The sequence below is a fragment of the Kitasatospora sp. NBC_00315 genome, from assembly GCF_041435095.1.
Classification (GTDB): domain Bacteria; phylum Actinomycetota; class Actinomycetes; order Streptomycetales; family Streptomycetaceae; genus Kitasatospora.
Genome location: NZ_CP108025.1, coordinates 4,192,927 through 4,205,990, shown reverse-complemented (window position 1 = coordinate 4,205,990; position 13,064 = coordinate 4,192,927). Strand labels below are relative to the sequence as shown.

Here is a 13,064-nt window from a genome sequence, read left to right as displayed (position 1 = left end):
CAGTCAGCGCTGGACCGGCGCCGGGATGCCCAGCAGGCGGTCGCGCAGCACCGGGAAGTCGGCCCTCGCCTTCGCCACCTCGGCCGGGTCGAACTCGACGGTGAGCACCTCCTCGCCCGCCCCCGCCTCCGCCAGCACCCGGCCCCACGGGTCCACCACGATGCTGTGACCCGCCTGCTCGACCCCGCCGTGCGTCCCCGCGGTGTTGCAGGCCAGGACGTACGCCTGTTCCTCGACCGCGCGGGCCCGGGACAGCAGCGTCCAGTGGTCGCGCCGCCGGGCCGGCCAGGCCGCGGGGACGACCAGCAGCTCGGCCCCGGCGTCCAGCAGAGCGCGGAACAGCTCGGGGAACCGCAGGTCGTAGCAGGTGGCCAGACCCAGCACGCCGAAGTCGGTGGCCGCGGTGACGATCTCCTGACCGGCACCCATCACCACCGCCTCGCCGCTGTCGAAGCCGAACCGGTGGATCTTCCGGTACGTGTGCACCAGTTCGCCGTCCGGTGCGAAGAGCAGCGAGGTGTTGTAGATCGGGCCGTCCGGATCCCGCTCGACGACGGACCCCGCGTGCAGCCACACCCGGGCCGCCCTGGCGGCCGCCGACATCGCGTCGGAGGTCGGGCCGTCGAGCGGCTCCGCACCGGTCGACCACGCGTCGTAGGCGAAGCCCCCGAGCGGCCAGAGCTCCGGCAGGACCACCAGGTCGGCACCCTCCTGGGCGCGTACCAGGGCGGCGGCCCGGGCCCGTCGCTCGTCGGGCGGCTCGGTGTCGGAGACCGAGAGTTGGATCAATGAAGCGCGCACAGTACCACCGTCCACGGCAAGAGTCCTACGATCGTCACCCGAAAGCGCTGCCCTGCTCTCTCCAGGCAGCGTAACGTGCGGTTAGCGCGTGCGCCCGGAAGCCGCCGTACCCGTCTTCCACCATTCCCGGGCACGCGCGATGGGCAGCTGACGGAGGGCCGGAGATTCCCGTGACGGACAACCAGACCGTGCAGGCGTACACCGACGCGTGGACGCAGTCCATCGAGTCGATATCGGAACTGGTGGCCCCCCTGCCCGCCGACGCCTGGAACCGGGCGACCGAGTGCCCCGGCTGGTCCGTCCGGGACGTCGTCTCGCACGTCATCGCGGTCGAGTCCGAACTCCTCGGCGACCCCCGGCCGATCCATTCGCTGCCGGGCGACCTGCGGCACGTCACCGACGAGTTCACCCGCTACATGGAGCTGCCGGTCGACAAGCGCCGGTGCCACACCTCGCCGGAGATGACCGGCGAGCTGGAGTACACGATCATCCGTCGCTCCCGCGCCCTGCGCAACGCCCGCCAGGAGCCCGGCGACACGGTCCGCTGGCCGGCCGGTCCGTTCAGCCGTGACATCCCGTACCACGAGCTGCTGCGCAGGCGGGTCCTCGACGTCTGGGTGCACGAGCAGGATCTGCGCCGGGCCCTCGACGAGCCCGGCAACCTCGACTCGGCGGCCGCCCTGATCACCCGGGACCAGCTGCTGGAGGGCCTTCCCAAGGCCGTCGCCAAGCAGGCCGGCGCCCCCGCCGGGAGCACCGTCGCGTTCGACGTGACGGGCCCGGTGGAGTTCCTGCGCACCGTGCGCGTCGACGCGGCCGGCCACGGCACGGCGGACGAGAGCATCAGCCTCGCCCCCGACGTGCAGTTCACCCTCGGCTGGGAGACCTACCTGCGGCTCGCCTGCGGCCGGGGCCGCCCGGGCCCGGTCAAGATCGAGGGCGACGGGGAGCTGGCCGCCAGGATCCTCGGCAACTTCACGCTGACACCCTGACCGCCCGGGGCCCCGGCCCCGACCGCCCGGGGCGGCCGCGTGCTCGGGGCACGCGGCCGCACCGCGCGCGGGGTGGCGCACCTCGCGCTCCCGTACGACGCCCGGGCACCAGTACCTCACCCGTTCGGCCTCGTTGTTCCGGTCGGTCCACCGACCGGAACGAGGAGGGGTGTCGTGGACGAAGAAGAGATGGTGCTGGTGCGGTCGAGCTTCCCCGTGACGGGGCAGCCGATCAGGGTCGTGATGATCGACGGCGAGCCGTGGTTCGTCACGGCGGACGTGTGCAGGGTGCTGGGCCGGGAGAACCCGAGCCGGGCGAACCGGCTCGTCGCACCGGCCGACGCCCGTGTCGTGAATTCACGCCTGATTACCCTCACTTTCAGTACGGGTAATGACGTCTCCGCAGGTGGGAATAGCTACGGGCGAGGCAACCCGATGCTCAACCTGATCAGCGAATCCGGGTTGTACACACTGATCATGCGCTCCAACAAACAGGCGGCGAAGCCGTTCCAGGAGTGGGTCACCGCCGAGCTCCTCCCCTCGGTCCGGCGGGGCGACACCGACGTCCCCGGGCAGCGGCGGCGGATGGCGCGGACCCTCGCCGAGGCCGTCGGGCAGCAGGTGGAGATCGTCGCGGAGATCGACCGGGACGGCGGGCCCGGCATCCACGTCCGCTCGGACGGGACGGTGCACTGCCGGCACGGGGAGATGGTGTTCCGGGTGCCGAGCCGGGAGGAGGACAGCGGTCCGCCGTTCGGCGCGTACTTCTCCTGCCCGAGCGTGGAGCGGGTCGGGATCCGCGGTGGCCGGGCCATCCCCCGGTGCGCGAAGCTCAAGCTGGTCGACCTCATCCGGCTCCTGGCGCCGGCCCCCGCTGCTCCCGGTCCGGCGGCCGACGACACCGACACCGGCACCGGCACCGGCAGCGGTACCGGCAGCGGCACCGGCACCGGCACCGGCACCGGTGTGATGGTGGTCGAGATCGAGGCGCACCGGGCCCGCGCCCACGGCACGGCCCGGCAGATCGCGGAGTTGATGCGGGCGCTCGACGAATGACCGCCGCCGCTCGCCGGGGGCGGCCCCGGCGAGCGGCGTCCCTAGGCCGCCCCGACCCTGCGGCGCAGCCGGAGGATCATCACGGTGCCCAGGGCCATCGGTGCGTACATCCAGCAGAAGGCCCAGCGGTAGGCGTCGGCCGAGTAGGTGCCGGCGCCCGCCGGGGAGAGCGCGTCGAGCAGGACGCCGATGCCGAACAGGGTGATCATCGTGCCGATGAAACCGCCCATGTTGGCGATCCCGGAGGCGGTGCCGAGCCGGTGCCCGGGGTTGTACGCACGGGCGTAGTCGAGGCCGACCAGCGAGGCCGGGCCGTTGCTGCCCATCACCAGGATGAGGACGACCAGCAGCCAGACCGGGGGGTGGGCACCGGGCCAGGCGAGGGCGGCCGCCCAGACGACGGCGGTGGCGGCGATCGCCGTGAGGGTGACCGGGATCCTGGCTCCGGAGGTGCGGGAGAGCAGCTTGCCGAAGAACAGGCCGAAGGCCATGTTGCTGAAGACCAGCAGGGTGAGCATCCCGCCCGCCTGGGCGCGGGTCATGCCCTGGCCCTCCACCAGGTAGGGCAGGCCCCAGAGCAGGCCGAAGGCGTTGCCGGGGAACTGGGTGGTGAAGTGGACCCAGAGCCCGAGCCGGGTGCCCGGCTCCCGCCAGGACTCCCGGATCTGCGACCGTACGGCGGGCCGTGGCGCCACGGGAGCGGGGAGGACGGTGACCGCGTCCGCGGGGGTGTCCCGCAGGAGCAGCGCGACCAGGGCGAACACGCCGACACCGAGCAGCGCGATGGACGCGAAGGTGGCCGTCCATCCCTCGCTGTGCAGGGCCTGCGCCAGGACGACGGTGGTGACCAGGTTGCCGCCCATCCCGGCCAGGCCGGTGAGCTGGGCGAGCAGCGGGTTCTTGGCGGCGGGGAACCAGCGGGCCGCGATCCGCAGCACGCTGATGAAGGTCATCGCGTCGCCGCAGCCGAGGACGGCCCGGGAGGCCAGCGCGGGGCCGAAGGAGGAGCTGAAGGCGAAGGCCAGCTGCCCGGCGCTGAGCAGCAGGATCCCGAGCAGCAGCACCTTGCGCGGCCCGTGGCGGTCGACCAGCAGCCCGACCGGGATCTGCATGGCCGCGTAGACCAGGACCTGGAGGATCGAGAAGGTGGACAGCGCCGAGGCACCGATGCTGAAGCGGTCGGCGGCGTCGAGTCCGGCCACGCCGAGGCTGGTCCGGTGGATCACCGCGAGGAAGTAGGCGCTGACACCGATCGACCACGCGGCCCAGGCGGCCCGTCCGCCGGGCGGGAGCACGCTCGCGAGGGCCGGGGCGACGGGGTCGGGGGTGAGTCGGGGACCAGGTACGGGGACGGGACGAACTGTTCTGGCGGGGTCCACGGTCATAGTGGGCCCAGGTTAGTCATCCCATCATTCTTATTCGACCCCGGGGTCGGACACGAAGCATCTCCCGGACACCTGGCCCGTACCTCCGGAGCCCGGCTCAGTCCTTGAGCGTCCAGGTGACCGTGCGGGTCATGTAGCGGTCCCGGAAGGCCTCGTCGCGCACCCAGTCGGTGGTGTCCCGTACGACGGCGGTGACCGTGGCGCCGTGCCCGGGCGGCAGATCCAGCCGGGAGGTGTCCAGCGAGCCGCCCTCCACCGTCAGCGGGTCCACCGGTACGCCGTCCACCCGCCATTCGACCTGCAGCTGCCGGCTGCCGGCCAGCGGCAGCGGGCGCACCTGCAGCCGGGGCCGGCCGGTGACCTCGCCCGCCGGGGGCACCGGGCTGTCGGTGGGCCCGACCCGGCGGTAGATCTGCTCGATGATCGCCTCCCGGGAGGGCAGGTTGTACGCGCCGCCCAGGGTGCGCATCACGGAGTCGGCGGTCGGCCGGTAGACGCCGTTGGCGCTGCGGTACGCCCCGATCGTCCCGCCGCCGTCCGGTGACTGGGCGCCGAGCCAGCGCCACCACTTGTCCTGCCTGCGGCGCATCTCGTCGGCGTTCTCGGTGGCCAGATTGGGGTAGTCGGCGTCGTCGGGCGCGCTGTCGTACTCGTCGCCGAGATCGCCGACGGTGTGACCTATCTCGTGCTGGATGATCCGTCCGGCGTCAGGGCTGCCGCCCGCCAGGGTGGTGACGCCGGTGCCTCCGGCGCCGCCGTACTCGGTGGAGTTCGCCAGCGCGATCAGGTACTGCGGGCCCTCGCCGTCACCGGCGTAGCGTGCGGCGGCGGCCTCGTCCGCGCAGAGCAGGCGGGCGGTGCCGTCGCACCAGAAGTGCATGCCGAGCGGGGTGGCGCCGGTGTCGTCGTGGCTCTCGTTCTCGGCGATCCCGGCGACCGGGGAGACCACCTCGACCCGGCGTATGTTGAAGAACCCCTGGTAGCTGCGGAACGGCTCGATCTCCATCAGCGCCTTCCAGGCCCGGTCCGCCTGCTCCCGGAAGAGGCCCTGCTGGTCGGCCGTGTAGCCGTCGCCGAGCAGGACCAGGGTGATCCGGTCGGCCGGATCACCCGTGCGTCGTATGTCGACGGTCGGGGCGGCGCCGAGCGTCCGCAGATCGGCGCGGGCCACCGCGTGCGGCGGTACCGCCCGGTCGGCGGGCGCGCCTATCGCGCCGAACGGTGAGGGACCGACGAGCTCCAGGGCGGCCGGGAGCACGGCGGTGGACAGCAGCACGAGAGCGGCCAGACTCCGGACGAGCCGGCCAGGGTTGCCAGGCGGCATACGGGTGCGTCCTCGGTGATCCGGTCACCCGGCGGGCGCTCGGGTGGGGGTCGCGAAGACGTACCCCGTCGGCGCACGGGCCCACTACCGACACGCTCGAACATCACCGGTGTGGCCCAACGATTCGTATCGTCCGGTAGGTACCAATCACTGGCCGACGCCCGGGCGAACCCCCGGCGGAGCGGCGCTCAGACGCTCCGCGCCGGCCTGCCCCCGTGCAGCAGCAGGTGCGTGCCGACGCCCAGCAGCAGGCCCCAGAAGGCCGAGCCGATCCCGAACAGGGACATCCCGGAGGCCGTCGCCAGGAAGGTCACCACGGCCGCGTCCCGGCCCTGCTCTTCCGCGAGGGCGGCGGCCAGGCTGCCCTGCAGCGAGGCCAGCAGCGCGACCCCGGCGACCACCGCGACCAGCTCCTTCGGCAGACCGGTGAACAGCGCGACCAGCACCCCGCCGAAGCTGCCCACCACCAGGTAGAGCACACCGGCGGCCATTCCCGCCACGTACCGGCGGCGCCGGTCCGGGTGGCTCTGCGGCCCGGCGCAGATCGCCGCGGTGATGGCGGCGATGTTGATGCCGGGCGAGCCGAACGGTGCCAGCAGGACGGAGACGGCGCCGGTCGCGCCGATCAGCAGCCGGTCGTCCGGCCGGTAGCCGAAGGCCCGCAGGACGCCCAGCCCGGGCGCGTTCTGCGAGCCCAGCGCCACGATGGTGAGCGGCAGCGCCAGACCGACCAGGGCCGGCCAGGAGAACGCCGGCCAGGTGAACAGCGGCCGGGTCGGTCCCTCCTGCGCTCCGAGGTGCAGGGGCAGTCCGACGGTGGCCGCCGCCAGCACCCCGCCCGCCAGCAGCGCGACCGGCACGGCGTACCGGGGCGCCAGCCGCTTGGCGAGCACGAAGGCCGCGAAGGTGCCGAGCACCAGGACGGGCGCGCTGTGCAGGGCGGTGAAGACGCCGGCGCCGAAGGAGAACAGGATGCCCGCCAGCATCGCGTTCACGATCCCCGTCGGGACGGCTCTGATCAGCCGGCCGAACAACCCGGTGACCCCGAGCAGCGTGACCGCCAGCGCGCTCACCAGGAACGCCCCCACCGCCTCCCGGTACGGGTACGCCCCCAGGCTGGTCACCAGCAGGGCGGCGCCCGGCGTGGACCAGGCGGTGATCACCGGGGTCCGGGTCCACCAGCTGAGCAGCAGGCAGGTCAGACCGCTGCCGACGGCCACCGCCCAGATCCAGGAGGCCGTGTGCGCCGGGTCGAGCCGGCCGGCGGCCGCGGCCGCCAGGACCACCACCAGCGGGCCGGAGAACGAGACCACGATGCAGATCAGCCCGGCCAGCAGGGCCGGGAGGGAGACGTCCCGGCGCAGTGAGGGCCGGTCGTCGGCCGGGAGCTGTCCGGCTGCCTGGACTGTCAGCTGCTGTTTCGCCACCCCGGCAGTATCGCGGAGCACCCGCGCCGGGGTCTTCGGAAAAAACTTCTGCCCCCGCCTGCAACCCCCCGCGGGGATGGACGTCTTTAGGAAGGAAGGGCACGGGAGCGAGACCGGCGCAGCCGGGGGGCGCACTACCGCTCAGCAGGAGCGGGCCGGTCTTCTTCAGCCATCACACCGTCATCACCAGGTTCCAGGGGGAACACGTCATGCGCGCGTCCGGTATCTCCGTATTCACGAAGAATGTCACCTCGCTCTCCCGTCGCTCCGCTCTCGGCGCCGGCGCCGCCGCCCTGGTCATCAGCGCGGGTCTCCCGCTGCTGCCGGGGGCGTTCTCCGCGTCGGCCTGCGGCGCTCCGGAGGCCGCCGCCACCGACCGGCCCACCGCCACCGCCACCGCGAACGGCACGGCGAAGCGCAGCGGCTCGAACGACTACCGGCCCGACCCGGCGGCCGACTTCGGCACGCCGCTCCCGCACGAGATCACGACGGGCGGCGCCCCGGTGGAATTCGACCTGACGCTGAGGAACCTCGCCGACGTCCGGCTGGAGAAGGTCGCCCCGATGCTCTCCATCAACGCCACGGCCCACACCGACCGGTTCGGCGGCGAGGTCCGCCCGCAGGACCTCTCCGTCGAGGTCAGGCACGGCGGCGCGTGGCAGAAGCTGGCGGTCGTCCGGTACTGCGACCCGGGCAACCGGGCGGACACCTCCGAGTTCGCGCAGCCGATGGACCCGGGCGACCGGCTGGAGTTCCACTTCCGGGTCGGGCTGGCCGCCGGCACCGCCCGGGACGTCGACTCCCTCGATCTCTTCGGCGGCATCACCGACCAGGGCAAGTCCGCCTCCTTCACGATGAAGGTCCTTCGGCCCGGTCCCACCCAGGCCCCGTCGACGGCACCCGCCACGCCGACCAGCACTCCCACCACCACCGCCCCGACCCCCGCCGCCACGGCGTCGGCCGTGCCCGCCGGGGTCGTCGGCACCGCCCCGACCGCATCCCCGACGGCCCCGGCCACCGCCGCCGCGTCCGAGCTCGCGCACACCGGCGGCAGCAGCCCGAACGGCTTCCTGCTCGGTTCGGCCGCCTCGTTCGTCGTCCTCGGCGCGGGCACCCTGATCGCCGTGCGCCGCCTGCGAAACCAGGGCTGAGCGACCGCACGGCAACCACAGGGCCGTACCCCCACGGCGGTGGGGGTACGGCCCTGCTCTCTGCTCGTCCTGCTGTTCGCGCGGGTCAGCCCCAGGTGATCAGACGCTTCGGACGCTCCAGCAGGGCGGCGACGTCCGCCAGGACCCTGGAGCCCAGCTCCCCGTCCACCAGGCGGTGGTCGAAGGAGAGCGCCAGAGTGGTCACCTGGCGCGGCACGACCTTGCCCTTGTGCACCCAGGGCAGCTCCCGGACCGCGCCGAAGGCGAGGATGGCCGCCTCACCGGGGTTGAGGATCGGGGTTCCGGTGTCGACGCCGAAGACGCCGACGTTGGTGATGGTGACGGTGCCGCCCTGCATCTCGGCCGGCGAGGTCTTGCCCTGACGGGCGGTGTCGACCAGCTCGCCGAGCGCCGTCGCGAGGCCGGAGAGGGTCCGGGCGCCGGCGTCCTTGATGTTGGGCACGATCAGGCCGCGCGGGGTGGCCGCGGCGATGCCGAGGTTCACCTGCCCCTTGATGACGATCTCCTGCGCCGCTTCGTCCCACTGCGCGTTGATCTCGGGGTGCCGCTTGATCGCGGTCAGCAGGGCCTTGGCCACCAGCAGCAGCGGGCTGACCCGGACGTCCCGGCCCAGCTCGCCGGTCTCCTTGAGGCGGCGGACGAACTTCATCGTGCGGGTGACGTCGACCTGGACGAACTCGGTGACGTGCGGGGCGGTGAAGGCCGAGGCCACCATCGCCTGCGCGACGGCCCTGCGGACGCCCTTGATCGGGATCCGCACGTCGCCGGCACCGGCCGGGGCCGCTGCCGCGACGACCGGCTCCGTGCCGGCCGCGGTGGCGGTGGCGGTGGCGGCAACGGTGGCGGTGGCGGTGGCGGTGGCGGTAACGGCGGCCGGCGACGGGACTCCGGCCGGCACGGCGGCGGCGTGCACGTCCTCCCGGGTGATCACACCGTCCGGGCCGGTCGGGACGACCGTCCGCAGGTCGATGCCGAGATCCTTGGCCAGCTTGCGCACCGGCGGCTTCGCGAGCGGCCGCTCGCCCGTGCCGCCGTCGGCCTGCTGCGGCAGCGCCGGTACGGGTACCGGCACCGCGACCGGAGCGGGGACCGGTACCGCGACCGGAACCACGACGGCCGGGGCGGCCGCCGTCTTGCGGACCCGGCGGCGGTCGGCGCCGGTGCGCGGGCCGTAGCCGACCAGCACCTCACGGCGCTCCGGCACGGCGGCGGCGGCGGGAGCGGCCGCCGGAGCCGCCGCCGGAGCCGCCGCGGCGGGTGCCCCGGCCACCGCGACGGTGATGATCGCCGTACCGACGTCGACCGTGGCACCGGCGGGGAAGAACAGTTGGTCGACCGTCCCGTTGTAGGGGATCGGCAGCTCGACCGCGGCCTTGGCCGTCTCCACCTCGCAGACGATCTGACCGTCGGTGACGGTGTCACCGGGCTTGACGTACCAGGTGAGGATCTCGGCCTCGGTGAGGCCCTCGCCGACGTCCGGCATCCTGAACTCGCGCAGCGAGCGAACTTCGGTGGTCATCATCGCTCCCGTGCTCAGAAGGCGAACGAGCGGTCGACGGCGTCGAGCACACGGTCGAGGTCGGGCAGGAACGCCTCTTCCACCCGGGAGGGCGGGTACGGCGCGTGGTAGCCGCCGACCCGGAGGACGGGCGCCTCCAGGTGGTAGAAGCACCGCTCGGTGAGCCGGGCGGCCAGCTCGGCGCCCATGCCCAGGAACACCGGTGCCTCGTGCACGACGATGGCCCGCCCGGTGCGCCTGACCGACGCCTCCAGGGTGGCGAAGTCCACCGGGGAGAGCGAGCGCAGGTCGACGACCTCCAGGCGGCGGCCGTCCTCCTCGGCGGCCGCGGCCGCGTCCAGGCAGACCTTGACCATCGGGCCGTACGCGATCAGCGTCGCGTCGGTGCCGTGCCGGGCGATCCGGGCGTCGTGCAGCGGGAGGTCGGCGGTGTCGCCCACCTCGGCCTTGTCCCAGTAGCGCCGCTTGGGCTCCAGGAAGATCACCGGGTCGTCCGAGGCGATCGCCTGGCGGAGCATCCAGTGCGCGTCGTGCGCGTTGGAGGGGGTCACCACCCGCAGGCCGGCGGTGTGCGCGAAGTACGCCTCGTGCGACTCGCTGTGGTGCTCGACCGCACCGATGCCGCCCGCGTAGGGGATGCGGATGGTGACGGGGAGCTTGACGTGCCCCAGCGCGCGGGCGTGCATCTTGGCGAGCTGGGAGACGATCTGGTCGAACGCCGGGTAGACGAAGCCGTCGAACTGGATCTCCACCACCGGCCGGTAACCGCGCAGCGCGAGCCCGATCGCGGTGCCGACGATGCCGGACTCGGCGAGCGGGGTGTCGATCACCCGGTTGTCGCCGAAGTCCTTCTGCAGCCCGTCGGTGATCCGGAAGACGCCCCCGAGCTTGCCGATGTCCTCGCCCATCAGCAGCGTCTTGGGGTCCTCCTCCAGCGACTTGCGCAGGGCCTCGTTGAGCGCCTTGGCGATGCTGAGCTGACCGGCCATCAGAGGTTCTCCCCGCCCTCGAAGGAGGCCGCGTACGCGATGTACTCGGCCCGTTCCTCGTCGACCAGCGTGTGCGGCTCCGCATAGACGTGGTCGAAGATCAGCGTCGGATCCGGGTCGGGCATGGACCGTACGCCCTCGCGCACCCGCAGGCCCAGCTCCTCGCTCTTCGCCTCGACCGAGGCGAAGAACTCCTCGTCGGCCAGGCCCTCGCGCTCCAGGTGGGCCTTCAGCCGGGAGATCGGGTCCTTGGCACGCCAGGCCTCGGTCTCCTCGGCGAGCCGGTAGCGGGTCGGGTCGTCGGAGGTGGTGTGCGCGCCCATCCGGTAGGTGAAGGCCTCGATCAGCACCGGACCGTTGCCGCTGCGGGCGTGGTCGAGCGCCCAGCGGGTCACCGCCAGACAGGCCAGCACGTCGTTGCCGTCGACCCGCACGCCCGGGAAGCCGAAGCCGGAGGCACGGCGGTAGAGCGGGATCTTGGTCTGGTTGGTGGTCGGCTCGGAGATCGCCCACTGGTTGTTCTGGCAGAAGAAGACCACCGGCGCGTTGTAGACCGAGGCGAAGGTGAAGGCCTCACTGACGTCGCCCTGGCTGGAGGCGCCGTCACCGAAGTACGCGATCACCGCGTCGTCCGTGCCGTCCTTGGTGATGCCCATCGCGTACCCGGTGGCGTGCAGGGTCTGCGAGCCGATCACGATGGTGTAGAGGTGGAAGTTCTTCTCGTTCGGGTCCCAGCCGCCGTGGTTCACGCCGCGGAACATGCCGAGCAGGTTCAGCGGGTCCACGTCCCGGCACCAGGCGACGCCGTGCTCGCGGTAGGTGGGGAAGGCGTAGTCACCGGGGCGCATGGCGCGGCCGGAGCCGACCTGGGCGGCCTCCTGGCCGAGCAGCGAGGCCCAGAGGCCGAGCTCGCCCTGGCGCTGCAGGGAGGTGGCCTCGGCGTCGAAACGGCGGACGAGGACCAGGTCGCGGTAGAGGTCGCGGAGCTCCTCGGGGGTGGTGCTCAGCGGGTAGTCCGGGTGCTCGACCCGCTCGCCCTCCGGGGTCAGCAGCTGGACGAGATCCGGCCGGCCTCCCTCGTCGAGCGGGGCTCCCGAGCCCGTGGGGAGGGTGTCAGGTACGGCGGGGGCTGCCTTCTTGCGCGCCCTCGTCGTGCTTTTGACGGTCACGTTCACTCCTCGGTCTGTCCGGCCGCCCGGGGTCGCCGGTGACCGGTCCGGTCACCGCCTCGCGTGGCGCGCGTGGGTGTGCGCGCCGGCTGCGGGGCAGGTGGTGATCCTCTTCCGACGACGTACCTCACGAGAACGTTACCCAGCGACAGCCCTTGGCGCGCTTGCGCTAGGACGTCCTAGTTGTTCCCGCACCCGAGAGCGGCGGCTGTGGTGCAGCTCTCACGACGGTGGCCGTCAGGACACCTGCGCACGCTATCCGGGCAGCGGGCTCCGCGTAAGGGGGTAATGGGGATCGGTTTTGTCCGCCCCGGCGGCGCCGGAGCAGCGCGCCGAGGCGGGCGATGGCCGATTCCCCGCGTGATATGGGATTCTTTGGACGTGACGACAAACGGACATATCAGAGTATTTCTTCTCGACGATCACGAGGTGGTCCGGCGGGGCGTCCACGATCTGCTGTCCGTCGAGGGCGACATCGAGGTGGTCGGCGAGGCCGGCACCGCCGCCGAGGCGCTGGCCCGGATCCCCGCCGTGCACCCCGACGTCGCCGTCCTGGACGTCCGGCTGCCGGACGGCAACGGCGTGGAGGTCTGCCGCGAGGTCCGCTCCCGGCTGCCGGACATCCGGTGCCTGATGCTCACCTCGTTCTCCGACGACGAGGCGCTCTTCGACTCGATCATGGCCGGGGCCTCCGGGTACGTGCTGAAGGCGATCCGCGGCAGCGACCTGATCAGCGCCGTCCGGGACGTCGCGGCCGGCAAGTCGCTGCTCGACCCGGTCGCGACCAGCCGGGTGCTGGAGCGGCTGCGCGACGGCGGCGAGAAGCAGGACGAGCGGCTCGCCCAGCTGACCAAGCAGGAGCGCCGCATCCTCGACCTGATCGGCGAGGGGATGACCAACCGGCAGATCGGCAACGAGCTGCACCTGGCCGAGAAGACGGTGAAGAACTACGTCTCCAGCCTGCTCGCCAAGATGGGCATGGAGCGCCGCACCCAGGCCGCCGCCTTCGTGGCCCGCCATCAGGCCGACCAGCAGCACTGACGGCACAACAGGCACAGCACTGACACTTTGTCAAGGGCCCCCGGCCGGGGGCCCTACGCTCTGGCCGTGACACCACACCCGCCGCCGGGCACCATCACCGCGCACCGGCCCGCCGCTCCCCGCGCCACCGTTCCCCGTCCCGCCGCTCCCCCGGCCACCGCCGCCCGCCCGCCCGCCGGGGCCCTCGCC

At 72.8% G+C, this 13,064-nt stretch carries 11 protein-coding genes; 4 read left to right on the top strand and 7 right to left on the bottom strand.

Features of this window, described 5'->3' with window-relative positions; translation table 11 throughout:
* Positions 1-3: 3 nt before the first annotated feature.
* Complete coding sequence (locus tag OG823_RS17115) at positions 4-801, bottom strand: carbon-nitrogen family hydrolase (protein WP_371480438.1); 798 nt, start codon at positions 799-801, stop codon at positions 4-6.
* Positions 802-971: 170 nt separating this feature from the next.
* Here OG823_RS17115 and OG823_RS17110 point away from each other — a divergent pair, with 170 nt between their 5' ends.
* Positions 972-1,793, top strand: coding sequence for a maleylpyruvate isomerase family mycothiol-dependent enzyme (locus tag OG823_RS17110; RefSeq protein WP_371480436.1), 822 nt, complete (start codon positions 972-974; stop codon positions 1,791-1,793).
* A gap of 174 nt (positions 1,794-1,967) precedes the next feature.
* The gene (locus tag OG823_RS17105) at positions 1,968-2,849 is read left to right on the top strand and encodes a Bro-N domain-containing protein (protein WP_371480435.1); all 882 of its coding nucleotides are present in this window, start codon (positions 1,968-1,970) and stop codon (positions 2,847-2,849) included.
* A 41-nt stretch (positions 2,850-2,890) separates the two neighbouring features.
* Here the strand turns inward: OG823_RS17105 and OG823_RS17100 are convergent, their stop codons facing one another.
* The 3 genes from OG823_RS17100 to OG823_RS17090 form a co-directional block, all read right to left on the bottom strand.
* Positions 2,891-4,234 carry a nitrate/nitrite transporter gene (locus OG823_RS17100; RefSeq protein ID WP_371480434.1) on the bottom strand — a complete coding sequence of 448 codons (1,344 nt, stop codon included), beginning with the start codon at positions 4,232-4,234 and terminating at the stop codon, positions 2,891-2,893.
* A gap of 97 nt (positions 4,235-4,331) precedes the next feature.
* On the bottom strand, positions 4,332-5,558 hold the full coding sequence (locus OG823_RS17095) for a M64 family metallopeptidase (RefSeq protein ID WP_371480433.1): 1,227 nt from the start codon (positions 5,556-5,558) through the stop codon (positions 4,332-4,334).
* Positions 5,559-5,746: 188 nt separating this feature from the next.
* Positions 5,747-6,985 (bottom strand): benzoate/H(+) symporter BenE family transporter, encoded by a 1,239-nt coding sequence (locus OG823_RS17090; protein WP_371480432.1) that lies wholly within the window; start codon positions 6,983-6,985, stop codon positions 5,747-5,749.
* A gap of 209 nt (positions 6,986-7,194) precedes the next feature.
* Between OG823_RS17090 and OG823_RS17085 the strand changes: the two genes are divergently transcribed.
* Positions 7,195-8,136, top strand: a complete 942-nt coding sequence (locus OG823_RS17085; RefSeq protein ID WP_371480431.1) for a hypothetical protein — start codon at positions 7,195-7,197, stop codon at positions 8,134-8,136.
* An 85-nt stretch (positions 8,137-8,221) separates the two neighbouring features.
* Here OG823_RS17085 and OG823_RS17080 read toward each other — a convergent pair whose 3' ends face one another.
* The 3 genes from OG823_RS17080 to pdhA are packed head-to-tail and all read right to left on the bottom strand — an operon-like array spanning position 8,222 to position 11,834.
* Entirely contained in the window at positions 8,222-9,679 is a 1,458-nt protein-coding gene (locus tag OG823_RS17080; RefSeq protein ID WP_371480430.1) for a dihydrolipoamide acetyltransferase family protein, read from the bottom strand.
* Between the two features lie 11 nt (positions 9,680-9,690).
* Positions 9,691-10,665 (bottom strand): alpha-ketoacid dehydrogenase subunit beta, encoded by a 975-nt coding sequence (locus OG823_RS17075; RefSeq protein WP_371480429.1) that lies wholly within the window; start codon positions 10,663-10,665, stop codon positions 9,691-9,693.
* Positions 10,665-11,834 carry a pyruvate dehydrogenase (acetyl-transferring) E1 component subunit alpha gene (gene pdhA / locus OG823_RS17070; protein ID WP_371480428.1) on the bottom strand — a complete coding sequence of 390 codons (1,170 nt, stop codon included), beginning with the start codon at positions 11,832-11,834 and terminating at the stop codon, positions 10,665-10,667. Before pdhA ends, OG823_RS17075 begins: the two co-directional genes overlap by 1 nt.
* A 381-nt stretch (positions 11,835-12,215) precedes the next feature.
* Between pdhA and OG823_RS17065 the strand changes: the two genes are divergently transcribed.
* A complete protein-coding gene (locus OG823_RS17065; protein WP_371480427.1) occupies positions 12,216-12,875 on the top strand; it encodes a response regulator in 660 nt (219 codons plus the stop codon).
* The last annotated feature ends 189 nt before the right edge of the window (positions 12,876-13,064 follow it).

Bases quoted from the DNA above. Each gene is read 5' to 3' on its own strand.
- OG823_RS17085 (WP_371480431.1), top strand. From the start codon at position 7,195: ATGCGCGCGTCCGGTATCTCCGTATTCACGAAGAATGTCACCTCGCTC.
- OG823_RS17100 (WP_371480434.1), bottom strand. From the start codon at position 4,234: ATGACCGTGGACCCCGCCAGAACAGTTCGTCCCGTCCCCGTACCTGGT.
- OG823_RS17075 (WP_371480429.1), bottom strand. From the start codon at position 10,665: ATGGCCGGTCAGCTCAGCATCGCCAAGGCGCTCAACGAGGCCCTGCGC.
- OG823_RS17080 (WP_371480430.1), bottom strand. From the start codon at position 9,679: ATGATGACCACCGAAGTTCGCTCGCTGCGCGAGTTCAGGATGCCGGAC.
- OG823_RS17095 (WP_371480433.1), bottom strand. From the start codon at position 5,558: ATGCCGCCTGGCAACCCTGGCCGGCTCGTCCGGAGTCTGGCCGCTCTC.